The sequence below is a fragment of the Cupriavidus sp. LA-1 genome (genome assembly GCF_055385985.1).
This window is the reverse complement of sequence record NZ_AP031387.1, coordinates 3255141-3274941: the sequence shown is the minus strand read 5'-3', so window position 1 is coordinate 3274941 and position 19801 is coordinate 3255141. Positions and strand designations below refer to the sequence as shown.

Below are 19801 nucleotides of genomic sequence, written 5' to 3'. Positions count from 1 at the left end.
CGTCTTCATTCAGATTCTTCCCTTCTACCTTTTACGCCTACCCGAAAGGAAACACGCATGAATATCCATGAGTATCAAGGCAAGGAAATCCTGCGCAAATACAATGTGCCGGTTCCGCGCGGCATTCCCGCGTTCTCGGTTGACGAGGCCCTGAAGGCCGCAGAAACGCTCGGCGGCCCGGTGTGGGTCGTCAAGGCCCAGATTCATGCGGGTGGCCGCGGCAAGGGCGGCGGCGTGAAGGTTGCCAAGAGCATCGACGACGTCAAGACCTACGCTTCGAACATCCTGGGCATGCAGCTGGTCACGCACCAGACCGGTCCGGAAGGCAAGAAGGTCAACCGCCTGCTGATCGAAGAAGGCGCCGACATCAAGAAGGAACTGTACGTTTCGCTGGTGGTGGACCGCGTTTCGCAGAAGGTCGCGCTGATGGCCTCGAGCGAAGGCGGCATGGACATCGAAGAAGTCGCTGCCCACAGCCCGGAAAAGATCCACACCCTGATCATCGAGCCGTCGATCGGCCTGACCGACGCGGAAGCCGATGACATCGCCCGCAAGATCGGCGTGCCCGACGCGAGCGTGGCGCAAGCCCGCCAGGCCCTGCAAGGCCTGTACAAGGCGTTCTACGAAACCGACGCTTCGCTGGCTGAAATCAACCCGCTGATCCTGACCGGCGACGGCAAGGTCATCGCCCTGGACGCCAAGTTCAACTTCGACTCGAACGCCCTGTTCCGTCATCCGGAAATCGTCGCCTACCGCGACCTGGACGAAGAAGACGCCAACGAAATCGAAGCTTCGAAGTTCGACCTGGCCTATATCTCGCTGGACGGGAACATCGGCTGCCTGGTGAACGGCGCCGGCCTGGCCATGGCCACCATGGACACCATCAAGCTGTTCGGCGGCGAGCCGGCCAACTTCCTCGACGTGGGCGGCGGTGCCACCACCGAGAAGGTGACCGAAGCCTTCAAGCTGATGCTGAGCAACCCGAACGTGGAGGCCATCCTGGTCAACATCTTCGGCGGCATCATGCGCTGCGACGTGATCGCCGAAGGCGTGATCTCCGCGTCCAAGGCCGTGCACCTGACGGTGCCGCTGGTCGTGCGCATGAAGGGCACCAACGAGGACCTCGGCAAGCAGATGCTGGCCGACTCGGGCCTGCCCATCATCTCGGCCGACACGATGGAAGAAGCCGCCCAGAAGGTGGTGGCCGCTGCCGCTGGCAAGTAAGCCGTCGCACGAACGCAACCATACGCGAACGCGAGCGGTGCGCCGGGCTCACTGAGCCCTTGCGCGCGCCGCTCGTAGAAAAGCAAAGGATTACAGCATGTCGATTCTGATCAACAAAGACACCAAGGTCATCACCCAGGGCATCACCGGCAAGACCGGCCAGTTCCACACCCGTGGCTGCCGCGACTACGCCAACGGCAAGAACTGCTTCGTCGCAGGCGTGAACCCGAAGAAGGCCGGCGAAGACTTCGAAGGCATTCCCATCTACGCCAGCGTCAAGGACGCCAAGGCCCAGACCGGCGCCACCGTGTCGGTCATCTACGTGCCGCCCGCAGGCGCCGCTGCCGCGATCTGGGAAGCCGTTGACGCCGACCTGGACCTGGTGGTCTGCATCACCGAAGGCATCCCCGTGCGCGACATGATGGAAGTCAAGGACCGCATGCGCCGCGAGAACAAGAAGACCCTGCTGCTGGGACCGAACTGCCCGGGCCTGATCACGCCGGACGAAATCAAGATCGGCATCATGCCGGGCCACATCCACCGCAAGGGCCGCATCGGCGTGGTGTCGCGCTCGGGCACGCTGACGTATGAAGCCGTGGGCCAGCTGACCGCGCTGGGCCTGGGCCAGTCGTCGGCTGTCGGCATTGGTGGCGACCCCATCAACGGCCTGAAGCACATCGACGTCATGAAGATGTTCAACGACGATCCGGAAACGGACGCCGTGGTCATGATCGGTGAAATCGGTGGTCCGGACGAAGCCAACGCGGCTTACTGGATCAAGGACAACATGAAGAAGCCGGTGGTTGGCTTCATCGCTGGCGTGACCGCGCCTCCGGGCAAGCGCATGGGCCACGCCGGCGCGCTGATCTCGGGCGGTGCCGACACCGCCCAGGCCAAGCTGGAAATCATGGAAGCCTGCGGCATCAAGGTGACCAAGAACCCGTCCGAAATGGGCCGCCTGCTGAAGGCAATGCTGTAACTGCCGAGTGCTTTCGAGCGCGTCGTCCCGCCCGCGCGGGAATGACGAGACATTGCCCCCGCCCCGTGCGGGGGCAATGTCATTCTGGCGGGACGGTTCCTAGGGTATTTCCCAAGTCGTCTCGCCGGGGTTTGAAACCGAATCGAAAGGTTCGTACGATAAATATTCATGTCTGTGTTTTCAGACATCCGAATCGCCATCATATGGCGGGCCGGGCCCATAGATAGAACTCGAGGAGCCTCCCCGTGGAACTGCTGTCTTCCACCACATTCTGGATTGCGTTGGGATCGATCATCCTGACCAACATCGTCCTGTCCGGCGACAACGCCGTGGTGATCGCGCTTGCCTCGCGCAACCTGCCGCCCGCCCAGCAGAAGAAGGCCATCTTCTGGGGCAGCGCCGCCGCCATCATCATGCGCGTGGTGCTGACCGTGGCCGCGGTCAAGCTGCTGAGCCTGCCGTACCTGAAGATCATCGGTGCCGTGCTGCTGGTCTATATCGGCGTGCAGCTGCTGACCGGCGACGACGACGAGGACGGCCATGACGCCAAGGACAATATCTGGGCCGCCATCCGCACCATCCTGATCGCCGACCTGGTGATGTCGCTGGACAACGTGGTCGCCGTGGCCGCCGCCGCCCAGAAGGGCCCGGAAGGCAGCCAGCTGATGCTGCTGATCCTGGGCCTGGGCCTGTCGATCCCGCTGATCGTGTTCGGCAGCACCATCCTGCTCAAGGTGATGGAACGCTTCCCGGTCATCATCGTGCTGGGCGCCGCGCTGCTGGGCTACCTAGCCGGCGAAATGCTGGTCAGCGACCCGGTCGACGCAGCCTGGTTCGAAGTCCACGTGCCGCACGCCCACCTGGTATTCGGCGTCGCCGGCGCGATCCTGGTGGTGCTCATCGGCAAGCTGCTGAGCCGCCGCCAGGCACAGACTGCCTGACGAGACTTCGCCTGGGTGAGCAGGGCGGCCTGATGGCCGCCTTTTTTCGTCAGCGCCGCCGCGATGCGGTTGCTGGCCTTCTGGCCAACTAACTCATGTAAGTGATCGCATATTTTGTCGGTCTGGTCCGTGATGGCGGGCAGGGGTGACAATTTTTGGCGCAACCGGCGAGACTTCCCCTGACGGGTGACGAAAATTGTCGCTTTTCTACGCCTTACGAATGGGGGATCCGCTGGCACGCTTACTGCTCAATCGTTCCCGCGTCACGAAAAACGAAGACGTGCAACGCTTAACCAAAATCTCTTCGAGGGGTCAAATCATGCAACGGGTGCAACTTAAGAAACTGGGCCGCCGCGTCCAGAAGGGTTTTACGCTGATCGAACTGATGATCGTGGTGGCGATCATTGGTATTCTGGCGGCGATTGCGATTCCGCAGTATCAGGACTACACGATCCGGGCGCGCCTGGCAAAAGTGCCTAGCGCGGTTGAGCCGCTGAAAATCGCGGTAGCTGAATATATGCAGTACAACGGTGGCGATCCCAGCGCAATTGTGGCGGACTCCTGGACAGGTGCTCAGACAGCTGGCGGCTTGGGCCTTACGGCGGCGCCGACGGCCACCAGCGAAATCGCGAGTTACAACCTCACCACGAAAACTGGGGCAATTGTCGTGACGCTTGCGGCCACCGGTATTGGTACGTGCGCAAATGGTAAGACGATCACGTACACGCCGGCCCCCAATGCCGGAAGCAACGTCTTGACGTGGACCGTATCAACGAATGCCGCCGCGGCACCGTGCACAACGGAAATTGCTAAGTGGAAGTAATTTAAAGAGTTAGGAATCAGCAGGCGCCCCTATCGGGGCGCTTTTTCTTTTCCCCTTCGGCAAGCTATCATGCGCCTTTTCTCCAACAAGGCGCTCCCATGCCGCCGTCGAAGACTGATCTACCGGCGGCTGCCGTTGCCCTAGCGGTTGCTGTTCCGCTGCTGGTTTCCAAGCATACCCTGCCGCTCGCAACGTTCTACGGCGAATGGGTGGCAGCTGCGCTTTGCGTGCTTTGTCTTTTACTCGAGCATCAGCGATCGTCAACAAGCAACAGATCGCTGCCTTGGGTTGCAGTATTTCCGCTTTGGCTCCTCGCTATTAGCCTCGTGCACGTTGCCACAGCCTTGCCTGATGTCTCTGGCAGTCGCCTTCTCACGCAAATCGCACTAACTCTCGGCGTGGCGGTCATGATTGCGGTGTGGCGCTACCTTCAGTCATCGCCCCCAAATGTACGGCTAGCCATGGCTGCCACCCTCGCCACAGCCTTCGTTCTGGCCGGTCTCTTGGGCACGCTGGCCCAGTGGATCCAGCTCTTCCACCTAGAACCCCGCACCCTCGGCCTCGTCTCCACCTACTTCTACGACACCAACCGCCGCCTCTGGGGCAACCTGAACCAGCCCAACCACCAGGCCACCGTCGAAGGCCTGGCGCTGGCCGCATCAGTATGGCTGGCCTCGCGTGGCCGCCTGCGCTTCCCGATGTGGCTCGCAGCCGTGGCCCTGCTGGTAAGTGGCATCGTGCTCTCCGGTTCGCGCACCGGCGTGCTGCATGTTGGCCTGGCTGGGCTCTACGCGCTGATCGCCGCGTGGCTCGCGCGAGACGCTCGACGCGACCTGGATCCGATGCAGCGACCAATCGGTCTGCTCGTCGCCGCAGTCGCGATGGTGGCCATGCTGCTGATCCTGCAACCTGCGATCCGCGCGGCAGGCCATGCGTTTGACTGGCACCTGTTCGATACCATCGCGCAGCTTGAAGCCGAAGACCAGATGTCCGCGCGCGGTGCGCTGTGGACGCATGCGCTGGCCATGTTCCGCTCCCACCCGTGGTTCGGCGTCGGCTGGGGCGAGTTCGGCTGGGCGCAGTTCCAGCAGCTGCCGCAAGTCGGCGTCAAGGTGGAGATGTCCCTGCACGCGCACAACGCCATTCTCGACTTGCTGGCGAAGACGGGGATCGCCGGCACCGCCGGCGTGGGCGTGATCCTGCTGGCGTGGCTATGGCGCGTGATTCGTGTGCGCCTGTGGCACGGCGACAGCGAAGAGCGCAAGCAGACCGTGCTGGTGCTGACCTGGCTGGCGATGCTGTGCGCGCATTCGATGCTCGAATACCCGCTGCATTACCTGTATTTCTTCCTGCCGTTCTGCTTCATGCTCGGTTGGCTGGAGCCGTCGGGCTTCGGGCGCTGGCGCGTGCCGATGCCATTGGCACGGGGGCTGGCGCTGGCGTTTGTCGTGGTGGCTACGGTTGTGCTGGGCACCATGTGGCAAGACTATCGCCGCGCCGAAGCGCGCGAATATGCCAGCAGCGAGGGCCGCAATACCTTGCCGATGCCGCGCTTCTGGTTCCGCCAGCATGCGCAGGCCGATGCCGCCGGGCAGGCCACCATCACGCCGGCCAATGCGGCGGAGCTGTTGCCCGCGCACATCGCAGCCGTCCATCTGTTGCCGACGCCGACCATGATCTCGCGCACCGCGCTGCTGCTGGCGCTGACCGGCGATCCTGCGCAGGGCCGCCAGTGGATGGAGCGGTTGCGCTGGTATTACCTGGGCGATGAAGCCGCGCAGTATGCGGCGATCGCGCAGGATTGCCGGGCCCTGAAGCCCGGCGAACGCCCCCAGGCGTTCTGCGCCTGGGTGGGCGATCGCTCGCGGCGGTTCTCCGAATGGGGCCGCAACTGACCTAGTAGTACGGGTATGGGCTGTAATAGGCCGGCGGCGGGGGCGGCGGATAGTAGTACCGTGGCGCCGGACGCGGCGCGGCGGCCACGCGCCCGGGGATCGGCACGCGGTTGCCGTTGGCGTACATGCACTGGATGTAGGCGGCATCGTATTGCCGCTGCGTGCCGTAACCCGAGTACTGCGCATTGCCCGCGCCAACCGCGGCGCCGGCCAGCAGGCCGACGCCAGCGCCCACAGCCGCGCCCGAACCGCCATTGAAGGCCGCGCCGGCCGCGGCGCCCAGCGCGGTGCCGACCACGGCGCTGCCGACAGCCGCATTGTTGGCGGCCTGCGCGGATGAGACCCCGCCGACCTGGCCGAGGGCGAACTGCCGGCAGTTGTAGTCGTCGGCGCGGAATTGCTCGAAGTTCTTGCCGGTGCCCGGCAGCGCCATCACGCTGGGGCCGGCAGGCATCACGGCGCAGGCGCCGAGGGTCAGGGTGGCCGCGGCCAGCGCGGCACGGTTCAAGGCATGCATGATGTCACCCCGCATCAGGAGTTGGCCGGCGGCTGCGCCGGCACGCGTTGCCAGCCGCCGGGGCAGGACTGCACGTAGGGGTAGTAGCCGTCCGGCTGGCTGCAGTGATACCACCAGCTTTGCGACGGTTGAACACCCTCCGGGCCGGGGGCGGGAACCGGACCGTTGGGACCTTGTTCGATGTATTCCTGCGGCGCCGCCGGCACCGCGACCACGGCCGGCGGATAGTAGGGATAGGCGGGATAGCCGTACGGGTAGCCGCCATAGAACACGCCGGGCCCGACGTAGACGCCGACGCCGACGCGGGTCTTGATGAAACCGCCGCGTCCGCCATGGTGATCGAAATCGGCCCGCCCGGCGAGGGCGGCGCCGCTTGCGGCCGTGGCCGCCAGTGCCAGGGCGATCTGGCAGAGCATGCGCCCGTTCATGGTATCCACCCTTTCCCCGCCGCGCCGGTGGCATGCCACGGACAGGGTCAGCAGGCCGCGGTCATTGCCGGCCTGCAATCATATTGAATACCAAATTGTCGCGCGCTGGCGTCGGGGCGGTGTACCTGGAAATGTGGCGTTACCATTATTACGGGGGAACGACGATGGCGTAAGGCATCGTGTACAAGGGCGCGATCCGATCAGTCAGCCCAGTGCCAATGTCGAATAACCGATGAAGCATTTCGGGATCGGTATCAACGGCCAGGAAGCCAGGTCACGCCGGTGTCGGCGGAAATGTAATAAAGTGTTTCAAGCAAAACCTAGCAGACAAGACCTTGAACGCCGAATCCCCATCTGAATCTGGAATCCACCCGCTGCGCGTGGAGTTCCGCAGCGCTGAACTGGAACTTGCCTTCCAGCGTCACCATCTGGGCCACAGCCGAACTTCGCTACGCCTGACATTGTTCTTCTGTTCCACCTTCTACCTGGCCTTTGCCATGACGGATGTGGCGGCGCTGGGATATGGGCATGTGGCATTGATGCTGTTCGTTGGCCGCACCCTTGTCGCGATCACGGCAATCCTGGGCTGGTTCCTGATTCGCGAACACCCGGAACCCATAGCGGGTCTCTGGTTTGTGGCAAGCGCCGCTGAAGTGGTCGGGATGGCAACGTTCATGCTCATCGTCTGGAACCGCCCGGACGAGATCGCATGGCATGCAATGTCCCTGTGCATCATGTTGATCGTCGTCTACCTCTTCATCCCCAATCGGCTGGTCATCGCGCAGGGTATTGCCATTGCGACCACGGTGGCTTTCATCCTGATTGCCTTGGAAAAGGGAAATCTGACTCCCTCTGACGCACTGACCATGTCGATGCTCTTGCTGCTTGCCAACAGCTTCGGACTGGTTGCAGCCCGCCGCTACCATCGCTTATGGCGCGACGAGTACCGTGTCCTGATTGACCTGAAGCATCTGTCGGTACGCGACCATCTCACCGGGTGCTACAACCGGCGCCATCTGCATGAAACGCTACTGCCGATGGAAGTCGCGAGGGCACGGCGGCATAAACACTGGTTGACCCTTGTGGTATGTGATGTAGATCACTTCAAGTCGATCAACGACGCCTATGGGCACCAGACTGGCGACGCCGTCCTGCAGCACATTGCGACGGTGCTGCGGGCGCTGACCCGCAGGCACGTTGACAGCACCGTGCGCTACGGCGGCGAAGAGTTCCTTCTGGTCTTGTCGCAAACCGACCTTGACAATGCCTTGCACGTTGCGGAACGGCTACGTGCGACGATCGCGGGTAGCCCGACGAATGATGGTCCCGGTCGCAGCATTGCCACCACGGCGAGCTTTGGCGTGTTGGCCGTCGATTTTTCGGTTGCAGGAGAAGACGTGACCGAAGGGGCCTTGATCGCCGCCGCCGATGCCTTGCTCTATGAGGCCAAAGCCTCCGGGCGCAACAGTATCCGGTACCGTCAATGGTCGGACGAGTCCGCGGGCAAGGGCGCGAATTCCCTTCCGCTCGCGATATTTGATTCGGCGGCGTCGGAAAGGTACCCGCGTCATGCCGATTGGGCGGATGCGCCGTAGATGAGGCGGCGACGATCGCGCCATCAGGGCGACCTGATCTGAATGGCGCAGTTCAGGCTTATAAAACAATTACTTGCCCGAATCAGCCACCCAGTCGCCCGACTTGCCCCCATGCTTCTCCAGCAACTTCACATTGCCGATCACCATGCCCCGGTCCACCGCCTTGCACATGTCGTAGATCGTCAGCAGCGCCACCTGCACTCCGGTCAGTGCCTCCATCTCCACGCCGGTCTGGCCGCGGGTTTCGGTGCGCACGGTGCAGGCGACGGTGGCGGTGGCTTCATCCAGGGCGAAATCGACGGCGACCTTGGTCAGGCCGATCGGGTGGCACAGCGGGATCAAATCGGCGGTGCGCTTGGTGGCCATGATCGCCGCCACGCGGGCGATGCCGATCACGTCGCCCTTCCTGGCGCTGCCGTCGCGCACCAGTGCGAAGGTGGCGGGCTGCATGGTGATGGTGCCGGTGGCCACCGCGACGCGGTGGGTGCTGGCCTTGTCGCCGACGTCGACCATGTGGGCTTGTCCGGCGGTATCGAAATGGGTGAGCTGGGTCATGATCGGAAGCTTCGGTACGAACTGCGTGCAAGGGGCCGCCGGCGCCATTGGGAAGCATCCGATGGGAACGGCCACGGGAGGCCGCTATCATAGCAACATGCCAAAACACCCATCGCTTCGCAGGTCTGCCGCAAGCGGCCCTGGCGCCGTGGCGGACGCTGTTCCAGCCGGTTCCTCGTCACATCGCGGCGCCGACGGTCATTGCCGTGCGGGCGGCGCCTGGACGCCATGGCGGCGGCCGCTGGCGGCGCTGCTGGCGCTGACGTTCGCGGCGCCGGCCTGGCCCCAGGGTACGCCGCGATCGGCGGCGGCACCAGCCACGCCCGTGGCCGCCAGCCGCCAGCCAGTGCCCGCCATCGCGGACGACGCCAGCGACCAGGTCTACGACAACCTGAACCGCAGCGTGAAGGCAGGCCAGAAATCAGAGTTCGGCCTGCGTACCAACAATGCGGTGGTCGAGGCCGGCGGCGTGCAGTTGCCGGACCTGGGCGACCCGTCCACGGCTTCGCTGTCGCCCGACATGGAAAAGCGGCTGGGCGACCGCATCATGCGCGATATCCGGCGCGACCCGCAGTACGTGGCGGACCCGCTGCTGTCCGATTACCTGAACGCGCTCGGCTACCGGCTGGTGCAGGCGGCGCGGCGCCAGAATATTTCCGGCTCGACCGGGGCGGGCACGTTTGCCACCGGCTTCGACCTGTTCGCGGTGCGCGACCGCAGCATCAACGCGTTTGCGCTGCCGGGCGGCTTTATCGGCGTGCATACGGGGCTGCTGGTGCAATCCGATACAGAGTCGGAGCTGGCCTCGGTGCTGGGCCATGAAATCGGCCACGTGATGCAGCGGCATATCGCGCGCGGCATCACCTCGCAGGACCAGTCGATGTGGATTGCGCTGGCGTCGATGGTGCTGGCGGGCCTGGCCGCGACGCGCAGCCCGGATGCGGCAGCGGCGCTGGCGATGGGCGGGCAGGGCGCGGCCATCGCCAACCAGTTGTCGTTCTCGCGCGGCGCCGAGCGCGAGGCTGACCGGGTCGGCTTCCAGATCCTGACCGCGGCGGGGTTTGACCCGCAAGGCATGCCTGATTTCTTCATGCGGCTGCAGCGTGCGTCGGGGACCGCGGAGAACTCGGTGCCGTCCTATGTGCGGACCCACCCGCTGACCTCCGAGCGGATTGCCGACATGCAGGACCGCGTCAGGCATGTCGCGGCGCGCAAGGTGTCCAACACGCCGGAGTACGAATTCGCCCGCATGCGGTCTCGTGTGATCCAGGAGATCTCGCCCAGCGATTTGCAGAACCTGCGCGCCGCATTGCAGTCGCAGATGTCCGGGGCCTCGGCGTTGCGCCTGCCGGCGGTGTATTACGGGATTGCGTTCACGGAGCAGCGCCTGGGCCGCTACGCCGCCGCCGAGCAGGCGCTGGGCGAGGCGCGCCGCCTCTACGGCAATATCCCCGGCGCCACCTCGGGCAGCCCCATGCTCGACGTGATGGCGGTGGAACTGGCGCGCGCGCAGGGCCGCGTGCCCGAGGCGCTGTCCCAGGCCAGTGCTTCGATGAAGGCGTTCCCGCTGTCGCACGCGGTGGCGATTACCTATGCCGAGACCCTGATCGGCTCGGGCCGCTATGACGACGCCGTGCGCTTCCTGCGCGAGCGCACGCGCCAGGAGACCGGGCGCAGCGATTGGTGGGAGATGCTGGCGCGCGCTTACGCGGGGCAGGGCAAGCGTCTGCAGCAGCACCAGGCGCTGGCCGAGAAGTACGCGATGGACGGCTCCTACCAGGCCGCCATCGAGCAATTGCAGATCGCGCGCAAGGCCGGCGATGGCGACTTCTACACGCTGTCCGAGGTCGATGCGCGCCTGCACCAGCTGGAGCGCCAGTTCCGCGAGGACAAGCAGGACAACAAGGGCATACCGAACTAGTGTTCAGCCAGCCGGCGGCGCCGGCTGGCGCACGAAGCCGAAGCGCTTCGGCACCTCGTCTTCCGCCACGGGCTCGATCGGGATAGCGCGGCCGGCGTGGTGGAACACGCCCAGCGCCGCGCCGCACGCTTCGCCATGCCAGGTGCTGGTGCCGCTGAACAGTTCCAGGTCGTGGTCGTGCAGCAGGGCGGCCTGCTGTGCCGGCGCACTGCCTTGCGCCATGCCCCCGACCGCGCCAGCCAGCACCACGTTGCCGTGCTCGTCGGCATAGCAGGCCTGCAGCGTGAAGGCCTGCTGCGTGGTGGTGCGAAACTCGCCCGCATGCAGCCGCACGATCCACGGCGCATAGCCGAGCGACACGAACACGCGCTGCGGCCCGTTCTGGAAGTACCAGGCGCCGCGCTCGTCGCAAAGGTAGTTGCGTTCGATAAAGCCGATCAGCGCTTCGTTGCGGATGGGGTCGCCCGACAGCCCGTGCTGCTGGGCGTACTCGTTGCGCAGACGCCACTGGCCGCGGCGGTCCAGCGCCAGCCAGCCGTAGGCGTTGGGCACGTTGGGCCAGCGTGCCATCGCTTGCCTGACGATCTCGTCCATCTCTGTCTCCCCGGCGGACCCCCGCCTTACATCATGCTGTCGAAAAAGCGCAGGATCCGCGCCGGCAGCCATTCGATATGGCCGCTGAAGCGCCCGTCGGGCAGCAGCGGCAGCTGCCGGCGCCAGCCCTCGGGCGGGGTCATGAAGCCGACATGGCCGCCGTGCTCGGGCTGCTCCAGCCATACCTGCGGGCTGGCGTCGGCCGGGCCGGGCAGGTGCCGGGCCGGCAGGAAGGGATCGTTGCGCGCATTGAGCACCAGCGTGGGCACGGCGATGTCGCGCAGCACGGGTTTGCTGGCGGCGCGGCGCCAGTAGTCGTCGGTATCGGCAAAGCCGTGCAGCGGCGCCGTGACGACGTTGTCGAAGGCGTACAGGTCGCGGCTGGCCAGCATCGTGTCGCGGTCGAACAGCCCCGGGAACTGCCCCAGCTTGGCCAGCGACTTGCGTTTGAGCGTCTGCAGGAACATGCGCGTGTAGACCAGGTTGAAGCCGGCCGACAGCGCCGCGCCTCCGGCAGCCAGGTCCAGCGGCGCGGAGATCGCCGCGGCCGCATGCACGTGGCCGGCGCCGGTGCCGTCTTCGCCCAGGAAGCGCAGCAGCGCGTTGCCGCCCAGCGAGATCCCCACCACCAGCAGCTTGCGCCCGCTGGCGCAGTGGCGCTGGCGCATGCGCTCCAGCACCCAGCGGATCTCGGCCGAATCGCCCGAGTGGTAGAAGCGCGGTGCCAGGTTGAGTTCGCCCGAGCAGCCACGGAAATGCGGGACCACGCCCTGCCAGCCGCGCAGGGACAGCGCATGCATCAGCGCCTGCGCGTAATGGCTGCCGGAATCGCCCTCCAGGCCGTGGAACATCACCACCAGCGGCGTATCCGGCTGCACCGGATGGGTGGTCCAGTCGAGGTCGATGAAGTCCTGGTCGGGGGTGTCCCAGCGCTCGCGGCGGAAGCTGACGCGCGGTGGCCGGCGCGTGAAGCGCGCGGGAATGATGGTCTGGGCATGGCCGCCGCGCAGCCACCAGGGCATCGGCGCGTCATCGGCGTAGCCATGCGCGGGTGCGGTGGCGGGGTCAGCCTGGCCGGCGCGTGGCAGGCGGTGGTGCGGAAGCTGCGTCATGCCGGCGTGGTGTTGCAGCAGGCCGCGGCGCGGCCCGGCAGATTCAGTGCAGCGCCTGCCCCGGCGCGGCTGCCACGGTGGCTACCTGCACCGCATTGGCCGGGCTGCAGTGGATATGGGCCAGGCGCCAGCCTTCGTGGTTCTGCATCAGCACATAGGTGGTGTGCACAAACAGGTCGGCCTCGACGCGGTCGCTGCCGAAGCGCAGCGCCTCGGTCACGTCGAAGATCGATACGGCCATCGACGCATGGCTGCTGGTTTCGATGGCGTCGACCAGCACCGGCTGTTCTTCCAGCAACTGCGAGAAGGCCTGGCGCAGCTGTTCATGGCCGATCAGGCGCTGCCCGTCGGGCAGCACGCAGGTGATCGAGTCTTCGTCCAGCCACAGGCGCAGCGCGCCTTCGGCGTCGCGCAGCTTCAGCGCTTCGCGAAAGGCTTCGACGATGTCTTCGGCGGAATCGAACAGGCGGGCAAAGCGAGGCATGTTGGCAGTAGACGTGGCAAGGGCGGGGAAGTCAGGGCCGGTGCAGCAGCTTGCGCAGCTCGACGAACACCATTTCTGGTTCGATCTCTTTCAGGCAGCGCAGGTGGCCCAGCGGACACTCGCGCTTGAAGCAGGGACTGCACTCGAGCTGCAGCCACATGATACTCGCTGCCTGTGACAGCGGCGGCGCGTGGCGCGGATCGCTCGAACCGTACACCGCCACCTGGGGGCGGCTCAGCGCCGCGGCGACGTGCATCAGGTCGGAATCGTTGCAGACCGCGGCTTCGGACAGCGCCAGCAGGTCCACCGCATCGTCGAGCGAGGTCTGGCCGCACAGGTTGCGCACGAACGGGGCCTCGCTGGCGATTTCCGCGGCGATCCCGGCGTCCTTGGCCGAGCCCAGCGCGATCATCTGCGCGTACGGGTAGGAACGCCGCAGCATCTGCGCCAGCCTGGCGAAATGGCCGGCCGGCCAGCACCTGGCCGGGCCGGACTCCGCGCCAGGACAGAACGCGATCACGCGCGTGTGCGGGGCCAGGCCGAAGCGCTCGGCGGTGGCCGCCACGCGCGCCGGGTCGACCCGCAGGCGCGGCTCGGGCAGGTCTTCGGGCAGGCGTGCGCCGGGCTTGAGCGCGAGGCGCGCGTAGTGCTCCGCCATCGGCGGGCGCTGGTCGCGCGGCGGGTTGGCGTGGCGCACGTTGAGCATGCCGAAGCGCGCTTCGCCACGGTAGCCGACCCGCAGCGGAATGCCGGCCAGCCACGGGATCAGCGCCGCCTTGAGCGAGTTCGGCAGCACGTAGCCGAGGTCGTAGCCTTCGTTCTTCAGTTGCTGCGCGAACATCAGCCGCGCCGACAACTGCAGCTTGCCGTGCGCGAGGTCGGACGGGAACACGCGGCCGATCTCCGGCATGCGCGCGAGCACCGGCGCGACCCCCTTGGGCGCGAGTGCGTCGATGACCAGACGCGGATGGCGTGCCTTGAGCAGCGCAAACAGCGGCTGCGCCATCAGGGCGTCGCCGATGCTGTTGGGGGCGATGACGAGGGCTTTCTTCATGGGCGGGGCGCAAGGAGCCGGCACGGGCGCACCGGCGCGGACGCCGGGAACGCCAACGCTCCGGGGCGCCTGGGGGCGGCCCGGAGCGTCGGGATCGTGCGATTGCAGGAGGCTCGGGTCAGTGGTGGCCCTTCAGCACGGTGCCCGGCTTGAGCTTGTAGACGGTGCCGCAGTAGGGGCACCTGGCCTCGCCGGTGTCTGCCACGTCGAGAAACACGCGCGGATGGTAGTTCCATGCCGGGGTGTTGGCGGTCGGGCAATGCAGCGGAATATCTTCAGCGCCGATTTCGATGATGGTGGCGGTTTGCGTCATGGTGTTGCAGGGATTGATGCTTATTGTTCGATGAAAACAGTGGGTGTGCTCGGGCTTCAGACCAGCGTCAGCCACTTCTTGTACTTTTCGTCGGTGCCGCCCACGGCGGCGAAGAACGTGTCCTGGATGCGCTTGGTCACCGGGCCGCGGCGGCCTTCGCCGATGACGCGGTCGTCCAGTTCGCGGATCGGCGTGACTTCGGCGGCGGTGCCGGTGAAGAAGGCCTCGTCGGCGCAGTACATCTCGTCGCGGGTGATGCGCTTTTCACGCACCTCGATGCCCAGGTCGCGCGCGATGGTCAGGGTGGCGTCGCGGGTGATGCCGTCCAGGCACGAGGCCAGGTCCGGGGTGTAGATCACGCCGTTGCGCACGATAAAGACGTTCTCGCCCGAGCCTTCGCTGACGTAGCCGTCGGTGTCCAGCAGCAGCGCTTCGTCGTAGCCCAGGCCGGTGGCTTCCTGGTTGGCCAGGATCGAGTTGATGTAGTAGCCGCTGGCCTTGGCGCGCACCAGCGATACGTTGACGTGGTGGCGGGTGAAGGACGAGGTCTTCACGCGGATGCCGCGCTCCATGCCTTCCTCGCCCAGGTAGGCGCCCCACGGCCAGGCCGCGATGGCGACATGGATGGTGTTGCCCCGGGCCGACACGCCCAGCTTTTCCGAGCCGATCCACACCAGCGGGCGGATGTAGCAGGATTCCAGGTTGTTGGCGCGCACCACTTCGCGCTGGGCGGCTTCGAGCGTGGCCTCGTCGAAGGGCATGGCCATCTGGAAGATCTTGGCCGAGTTGAACAGGCGCCGGGTGTGCTCCTTCAGGCGGAAGATGGCGGTGCCCTCGGGGGTCTTGTAGGCGCGCACGCCCTCGAACACACCCATGCCGTAGTGCAGCGTATGCGTCAGCACGTGGATCTTGGCGTCGCGCCATTCGATCAGCTTGCCGTCCATCCAAATCTTGCCGTCGCGATCCGCCATCGACATGTCTGTTCTCCCTGCGCCGTGGAAATGGCAAAAGCAATATTGTAAGCCCGGGGGGCATGGGTCACAACGCGGCGCGGGCGCCGCGGCGGTCTAGAATCCTCTTTTCCGGGCGTTTCTGCCCCGTTCCGTGCACTGTGCCGCCGGCTCGGCAGCCGGTTAGCCCACCATCCTCGCCACATTCGCCGTGCCTCTGACCACACATTCCGGCCCTGATGCCCAGCCTGACCCGACGCCCGACGCCAGTGGCGCGCCCGCGCCGCAGGCCGGCTGGCAGCAGGCGCTGGATGCGCTGCGCGCGCTCGCCGGCACCGAGCCTGCCGCCGGCGCCGAAGCCGCGCGGCGCCTGCTGTGGGCGCTGACGCTGGATGCCGACGGCGTGCCCGGCACGATCGAGCCGCTGGAACAGGTCCGCGGCGCGCGTGGCTGGGGCAAGCCCAGGCCGGTGGCGCTGGCGCGGGTGGCCGAGGACGACCGGCTGGAGCCCTGGGACGCCCGCGTGGCCCGGGCCATCCGCCGCGACCAGTCGCACAACCGTCGCTACGTGCTGGACCGCGCCATGGCGGTGATGGCGCTGGTGGGGCACCCGGGCGTGGTGCTGGCCCACGCGCCCACGCAGACACTCGAGGTGGTGGAGGACACCCCCGCGCTGGAGGCCGTGCACAGCGCCGGCCGCTACGTGCTGCGCATGTTCCCGCCGGTGCGCGAAGCCCCGGCGCTGGAGGCCTTGCTGCCCGCCGCCGCGCGCCAGGAGGCCGAGGCGCTGCGCCAGGTCACGGTGGTGCGCGATGGCCCGCACCGGTTGCGGGTGATCCGCTATACCCCGGCGCAGTTCGAGGCCGCCCGGCTGATCGGCAACGGCCTGGCGATCCCGGAGGACGGCCACGCCCGGCTCGACCAGACCCTGCGCGCGCTGGCCGGACAGTTCCAGATCCAGGCCGATGCCGCGGGCGGCACGCGCGCAGTGCAGGCCGAGGCGCGCCTGCGCGCCGAAGTGGCGCCGGTCGGGCGCGGCATCTCTTTGCGGCTGGTGGTGACGCCGCTGGGCCCGCTCGGGCCACGGCTCGCGCCAGGCGCCGGACGCGAGCGGCTGATGGCCGCGGTGCGCGGCGAGACCCTGGCCACGCAGCGCGACCTGGACGCCGAACTGGCCAGCGTGGCCGAAGTCTTCGCCGCGCTGCCGCAACTGGTGGCACTGTCGCCGCCGGGCGGGGAATACACCTGGACGCTGGACGATCCGGAGGATGCGCTTGACGTGGTCGAGGCGCTGCCGACCCTGCCTGCCGTTCAGGCCGTTGAGTGGCCGCGCGGCAAGGAGATGCGGGTGCTGCCGGCCGACCTGCCGCAGCTGGGCGTGCAGATCGAGAGCCGCGGCGCGTGGTACCGGCTGGCCGGCGAGCTGCGCGTGGCCGAGGGGCTGGTGCTGGAACTGGGCAAGCTGATCGACTGGACCGGCAGCCATGCCGGGCGCTTCGTGCCGATGGGGCAGGGCGTCTACGTGGCGCTGACGCGCGCCTTGCGTGGCCGGCTGCGCGACCTGGCCGGCGTCGGCGAGCGGGTGCCCGACGGTATCCGCGTGCCGCAGATGGCCACGCCCTGGCTGGACGATGTGCTGGCCGGCGCCGGCATCGATCCCGACGCGCACTTCCGCCAGCGCATCGCCCGGCTGCGCGCCGCGCGCGAGGCCGACATCGCGCTGCCTGCCACGCTGGCGGCCGAGCTGCGGCCCTACCAGGAGGCCGGCTACCGGTGGGCCATGACGCTGGCGGCCTCGGGCCTGGGCGCCTGCCTGGCCGACGACATGGGCCTGGGCAAGACCCTGCAGGCGCTGGCGGTGCTGGTGGCGCGCGCCGGCGGCGGCGCCGCGCTGGTGATTGCGCCGACCTCGGTGTGCGGCAACTGGGCCGCCGAGGCGCGGCGCTTCGCACCCACGCTCAATGTCCATGTCTATGCCGAGGGCGAGCGCGACACGCTGCTGGCACAGGCCGGGCCGCATGATCTTGTCATTGTCTCGTACACGCTGCTGCAGCAGGCCAGCAAGGACTTCTGCGGGCGCGAATGGCATACCGTGGTGGCCGACGAGGCTCAGGCCTTCAAGAACGCGGTCACGCGGCGGGCCCAGGCGATGTTCGCGCTGCCGTCGGGCTTCCGCATGGCGCTGACCGGCACGCCGGTGGAGAACCGGCTGGCCGAGCTGTGGTCGGTGATGCGGTTCTGCAATCCGGGGCTGCTGGGCTCGCTGGCCCGTTTCAACGAGCATTTTGCCAACCCGATCGAGCGCGCCGGCATGCGCGAGGCGCGCCTGCGCCTGCGCCGCATGATCGCGCCCTTCGTGCTGCGCCGGACCAAGGCGCAGGTGCTGGACGAACTGCCGCCGCGCACCGAGCTGGTGATCCGCGTCGAGCCCGAGCCGGTCGAAGCCGCGCACTACGAGGCGTTGCGCCGCCAGGCCCAGACCGAGGCCGAAGCCGCGCTGGCGCGCGCGGAGGCGGCCCGCAAGGCCACCCAGGGCGCGCCGGCCGGGGCCCGGGCGCGGGCCCTGGCGCAGGCCCAGCACCAGGCGCAGGCGCGCATCCACGTGCTGGCGCAACTGATGCGGCTGCGCCGCGCGGCGTGCGATCCGCGCCTGGTGACGCCGGAACTGAGTGGCCAGCTCGGTGGCCAACTGACCGAGGGCGCCAAGGTGCGCGCCTTTGTCGACCTCGCCAGCGGGCTTGCCGCCAGCGGCCACAAGACCCTGGTGTTCAGCCAGTTCGTCGATTTCCTGCAGCTGCTGCGCCAGGGGCTGGAACGCGCCGGCCTGGCGCTGCAATACCTGGATGGCGCCACCCCCGCGGCCGAGCGCACGCGCCGCGTGGCCGCCTTCCAGTCAGGCGAGGGCGATGTCTTCCTGATCAGCCTGAAGGCCGGCGGCTTCGGCCTGAACCTGACCGCGGCCGACTACGTGATCATCGCCGACCCCTGGTGGAACCCCGCCGCCGAGGACCAGGCCATGGGCCGCGCCCACCGCATCGGCCAGCAGCGCCCGGTCACGGTGTACCGGCTGATCAATGCGGGCACCATTGAAGAGCGCATCGTCGACCTGCACCGCGACAAGCGCGCGCTGGCCGATGGCCTGCTCGAGGCCGACGACGACAGCGCGGCGGGCACCGGCGCGCCGCTGCCGGACGTGGACGAACTGGTGGGGTTGCTGCGGCGCTGAGGCGTTGGCGGGGCAACACATATGCCCCGAAGGCATACCTTCAAGTGAACTCGGTCGTTTGGTTTTGGCAGGAACCTTGCTATCGTGTGGCGCTGGCCCGGGGCTCAGATCCCGGCCACTGTGCCGACCCGCCGCGCCGGGTCTTACCTTGCTGATACTGGTGCCCCCATGCCTACTTCGTCCCGCCTGCTGCCGCGCTTGTCCTTCCGTTCCGCAACCGGCCTGGCCGTGCTGTGCGCCGCCGCTGCCGTCAGCACGGTCAGCACGCCCGCCCGCGCGCAAGGCGAGTGGCCGGCGCAGCCGGTGGCGATCCTGATGGGCTTCACCGCGGGCTCGGGCGTCGACATCGTCGGTCGCACGCTGCAGGAATCGCTGCAGAAGTCGCTGAAGACCACCATCGTCTACGACTACCGGCCGGGCGCCGGCGGCAACGTCGCCTCCGAGGTGGTGGCGCATGCCAGGCCGGACGGCTACACGCTGCTGCTGGGCACCGCCGCCACGCACGGCATCAATTCGGCGCTGTACAAGAGCCTGCCGTTCGATGCCGAGGCCGATTTCACCCCGATCGCGCCGCTGGTCGAGGTCTCCAACGTGCTGACCGTCAACCCGGCGGTGCTCGATGTGAAGTCGGTCAAGGAATTCATCGAGAAGGTCAAGGCCAACCCGGGCAAGTACAACTTTGCCTCCACCGGCAATGGCACCGGCACCCACCTGGCGTTTGCCGAGTTCAACGCGCGCGCCGGCCTGGACATGGTCCACGTGCCCTACAAGGGCGGCCCCGACGCGCTGCAGGCGGTGGCGAAGGGCGAGGTCTGCTGCATCTTCAACCAGGTGCAGAGCGTGCTGCCGCAGTACCGCGCCGGCAAGGTGCGCCTGCTCGGCGTGACCACGAAGCAGCGCGTGCAGGTGATTCCCGAGGTGCCGACCATTGCCGAGAGCGGCCTGCCCGGCTTCAACAGCACCATCTGGTTCGGCTTCTTCGGGCCGAAGGGGCTGGACCCGAAGATCGCGCGCAAGATCAATGATGCGGTCAAGGTGGCGCTGGAAACGCCGGCGATCCGCCAGAAGCTGATCGACGCCGGCAACACGCCGCGGGTCGAGACCGTGGACCAGTTCAAGGCCACGGTGAAGGCCGACCGCCAGAAGTGGGCGGGGGTGGTCAAGACCGTGGGCGCGTCGATCGACTGACG

18 protein-coding genes are annotated in these 19801 nt (G+C 67.1%); 9 read left to right on the top strand and 9 right to left on the bottom strand.

The genetic code is table 11. From position 1 onward, the window contains the following. Positions 1–57: 57 nt before the first annotated feature. The 5 genes from sucC (at position 58) to ACZ5MJ_RS15270 (ending at position 5862) form a co-directional block, all read left to right on the top strand. Entirely contained in the window at positions 58–1224 is a 1167-nt protein-coding gene (sucC, locus tag ACZ5MJ_RS15290) for an ADP-forming succinate--CoA ligase subunit beta (protein WP_464220462.1), read from the top strand. A gap of 97 nt (positions 1225–1321) precedes the next feature. Further along, on the top strand, positions 1322–2203 hold the full coding sequence (gene sucD, locus ACZ5MJ_RS15285) for a succinate--CoA ligase subunit alpha (RefSeq protein WP_464220460.1): 882 nt from the start codon (positions 1322–1324) through the stop codon (positions 2201–2203). Between the two features lie 245 nt (positions 2204–2448). Then, a complete protein-coding gene (locus ACZ5MJ_RS15280) occupies positions 2449–3144 on the top strand; it encodes a TerC family protein (protein WP_464220459.1) in 696 nt (231 codons plus the stop codon). A gap of 319 nt (positions 3145–3463) precedes the next feature. Next, a complete protein-coding gene (locus ACZ5MJ_RS15275) occupies positions 3464–3967 on the top strand; it encodes a pilin (protein ID WP_464220457.1) in 504 nt (167 codons plus the stop codon). Positions 3968–4065: 98 nt separating this feature from the next. Continuing rightward, the gene (locus ACZ5MJ_RS15270) at positions 4066–5862 is read left to right on the top strand and encodes a PglL family O-oligosaccharyltransferase (protein WP_464220455.1); all 1797 of its coding nucleotides are present in this window, start codon (positions 4066–4068) and stop codon (positions 5860–5862) included. 1 nt (position 5863) lies between these two features. Here ACZ5MJ_RS15270 and ACZ5MJ_RS15265 read toward each other — a convergent pair whose 3' ends face one another. Both ACZ5MJ_RS15265 and ACZ5MJ_RS15260 read right to left on the bottom strand, forming a co-directional pair. After that, on the bottom strand, positions 5864–6379 hold the full coding sequence (locus tag ACZ5MJ_RS15265) for a hypothetical protein (RefSeq protein WP_464220454.1): 516 nt from the start codon (positions 6377–6379) through the stop codon (positions 5864–5866). Between the two features lie 14 nt (positions 6380–6393). Next, positions 6394–6807 carry a hypothetical protein gene (locus ACZ5MJ_RS15260; protein ID WP_464223733.1) on the bottom strand — a complete coding sequence of 138 codons (414 nt, stop codon included), beginning with the start codon at positions 6805–6807 and terminating at the stop codon, positions 6394–6396. Between the two features lie 335 nt (positions 6808–7142). Between ACZ5MJ_RS15260 and ACZ5MJ_RS15255 the strand changes: the two genes are divergently transcribed. Further along, on the top strand, positions 7143–8402 hold the full coding sequence (locus ACZ5MJ_RS15255; RefSeq protein WP_464220452.1) for a GGDEF domain-containing protein: 1260 nt from the start codon (positions 7143–7145) through the stop codon (positions 8400–8402). 69 nt (positions 8403–8471) lie between these two features. Here the strand turns inward: ACZ5MJ_RS15255 and moaC are convergent, their stop codons facing one another. Next, positions 8472–8957, bottom strand: a complete 486-nt coding sequence (gene moaC / locus ACZ5MJ_RS15250) for a cyclic pyranopterin monophosphate synthase MoaC (RefSeq protein ID WP_464220450.1) — start codon at positions 8955–8957, stop codon at positions 8472–8474. A 97-nt stretch (positions 8958–9054) separates the two neighbouring features. Here moaC and ACZ5MJ_RS15245 point away from each other — a divergent pair, with 97 nt between their 5' ends. Next, positions 9055–10878 (top strand): beta-barrel assembly-enhancing protease, encoded by a 1824-nt coding sequence (locus ACZ5MJ_RS15245; RefSeq protein ID WP_464220448.1) that lies wholly within the window; start codon positions 9055–9057, stop codon positions 10876–10878. Between the two features lie 3 nt (positions 10879–10881). On the opposite strand, the gene ACZ5MJ_RS15240 is transcribed toward ACZ5MJ_RS15245, so the two are convergent. From ACZ5MJ_RS15240 to ACZ5MJ_RS15215, 6 genes are all read right to left on the bottom strand, one after another. Next, positions 10882–11472, bottom strand: a complete 591-nt coding sequence (locus ACZ5MJ_RS15240; RefSeq protein WP_464220447.1) for a DUF2946 family protein — start codon at positions 11470–11472, stop codon at positions 10882–10884. Between the two features lie 26 nt (positions 11473–11498). After that, positions 11499–12584 (bottom strand): YheT family hydrolase, encoded by a 1086-nt coding sequence (locus tag ACZ5MJ_RS15235; protein WP_464220445.1) that lies wholly within the window; start codon positions 12582–12584, stop codon positions 11499–11501. Positions 12585–12627: 43 nt separating this feature from the next. Beyond that, positions 12628–13068 carry a YybH family protein gene (locus tag ACZ5MJ_RS15230; RefSeq protein ID WP_464220444.1) on the bottom strand — a complete coding sequence of 147 codons (441 nt, stop codon included), beginning with the start codon at positions 13066–13068 and terminating at the stop codon, positions 12628–12630. A gap of 31 nt (positions 13069–13099) precedes the next feature. Beyond that, complete coding sequence (gene waaF, locus ACZ5MJ_RS15225) at positions 13100–14122, bottom strand: lipopolysaccharide heptosyltransferase II (RefSeq protein WP_464220443.1); 1023 nt, start codon at positions 14120–14122, stop codon at positions 13100–13102. 118 nt (positions 14123–14240) lie between these two features. After that, positions 14241–14435, bottom strand: a complete 195-nt coding sequence (locus ACZ5MJ_RS15220) for a zinc-finger domain-containing protein (protein WP_078195358.1) — start codon at positions 14433–14435, stop codon at positions 14241–14243. A gap of 56 nt (positions 14436–14491) precedes the next feature. Then, positions 14492–15412, bottom strand: a complete 921-nt coding sequence (locus tag ACZ5MJ_RS15215; protein ID WP_432259300.1) for a branched-chain amino acid transaminase — start codon at positions 15410–15412, stop codon at positions 14492–14494. A gap of 184 nt (positions 15413–15596) precedes the next feature. On the opposite strand from ACZ5MJ_RS15215, the gene ACZ5MJ_RS15210 reads away from it, so the two are divergent. After that, positions 15597–18611 carry a DEAD/DEAH box helicase gene (locus ACZ5MJ_RS15210; RefSeq protein ID WP_464220441.1) on the top strand — a complete coding sequence of 1005 codons (3015 nt, stop codon included), beginning with the start codon at positions 15597–15599 and terminating at the stop codon, positions 18609–18611. Positions 18612–18779: 168 nt separating this feature from the next. Further along, the gene (locus ACZ5MJ_RS15205) at positions 18780–19799 is read left to right on the top strand and encodes a Bug family tripartite tricarboxylate transporter substrate binding protein (protein WP_464220438.1); all 1020 of its coding nucleotides are present in this window, start codon (positions 18780–18782) and stop codon (positions 19797–19799) included. The last annotated feature ends 2 nt before the right edge of the window (positions 19800–19801 follow it).

Coding starts and splice junctions, on each gene's coding strand:
- sucC (WP_464220462.1), top strand. CDS start 58: ATGAATATCCATGAGTATCAAGGCAAGGAAATCCTGCGCAAATACAAT.
- sucD (WP_464220460.1), top strand. CDS start 1,322: ATGTCGATTCTGATCAACAAAGACACCAAGGTCATCACCCAGGGCATC.
- ACZ5MJ_RS15275 (WP_464220457.1), top strand. CDS start 3,464: ATGCAACGGGTGCAACTTAAGAAACTGGGCCGCCGCGTCCAGAAGGGT.
- ACZ5MJ_RS15270 (WP_464220455.1), top strand. CDS start 4,066: ATGCCGCCGTCGAAGACTGATCTACCGGCGGCTGCCGTTGCCCTAGCG.
- ACZ5MJ_RS15265 (WP_464220454.1), bottom strand. CDS start 6,379: ATGCATGCCTTGAACCGTGCCGCGCTGGCCGCGGCCACCCTGACCCTC.
- ACZ5MJ_RS15260 (WP_464223733.1), bottom strand. CDS start 6,807: ATGAACGGGCGCATGCTCTGCCAGATCGCCCTGGCACTGGCGGCCACG.
- moaC (WP_464220450.1), bottom strand. CDS start 8,957: ATGACCCAGCTCACCCATTTCGATACCGCCGGACAAGCCCACATGGTC.
- ACZ5MJ_RS15245 (WP_464220448.1), top strand. CDS start 9,055: ATGCCAAAACACCCATCGCTTCGCAGGTCTGCCGCAAGCGGCCCTGGC.
- ACZ5MJ_RS15240 (WP_464220447.1), bottom strand. CDS start 11,472: ATGGACGAGATCGTCAGGCAAGCGATGGCACGCTGGCCCAACGTGCCC.
- ACZ5MJ_RS15235 (WP_464220445.1), bottom strand. CDS start 12,584: ATGACGCAGCTTCCGCACCACCGCCTGCCACGCGCCGGCCAGGCTGAC.
- ACZ5MJ_RS15230 (WP_464220444.1), bottom strand. CDS start 13,068: ATGCCTCGCTTTGCCCGCCTGTTCGATTCCGCCGAAGACATCGTCGAA.
- waaF (WP_464220443.1), bottom strand. CDS start 14,122: ATGAAGAAAGCCCTCGTCATCGCCCCCAACAGCATCGGCGACGCCCTG.
- ACZ5MJ_RS15220 (WP_078195358.1), bottom strand. CDS start 14,435: ATGACGCAAACCGCCACCATCATCGAAATCGGCGCTGAAGATATTCCG.
- ACZ5MJ_RS15215 (WP_432259300.1), bottom strand. CDS start 15,412: ATGTCGATGGCGGATCGCGACGGCAAGATTTGGATGGACGGCAAGCTG.
- ACZ5MJ_RS15205 (WP_464220438.1), top strand. CDS start 18,780: ATGCCTACTTCGTCCCGCCTGCTGCCGCGCTTGTCCTTCCGTTCCGCA.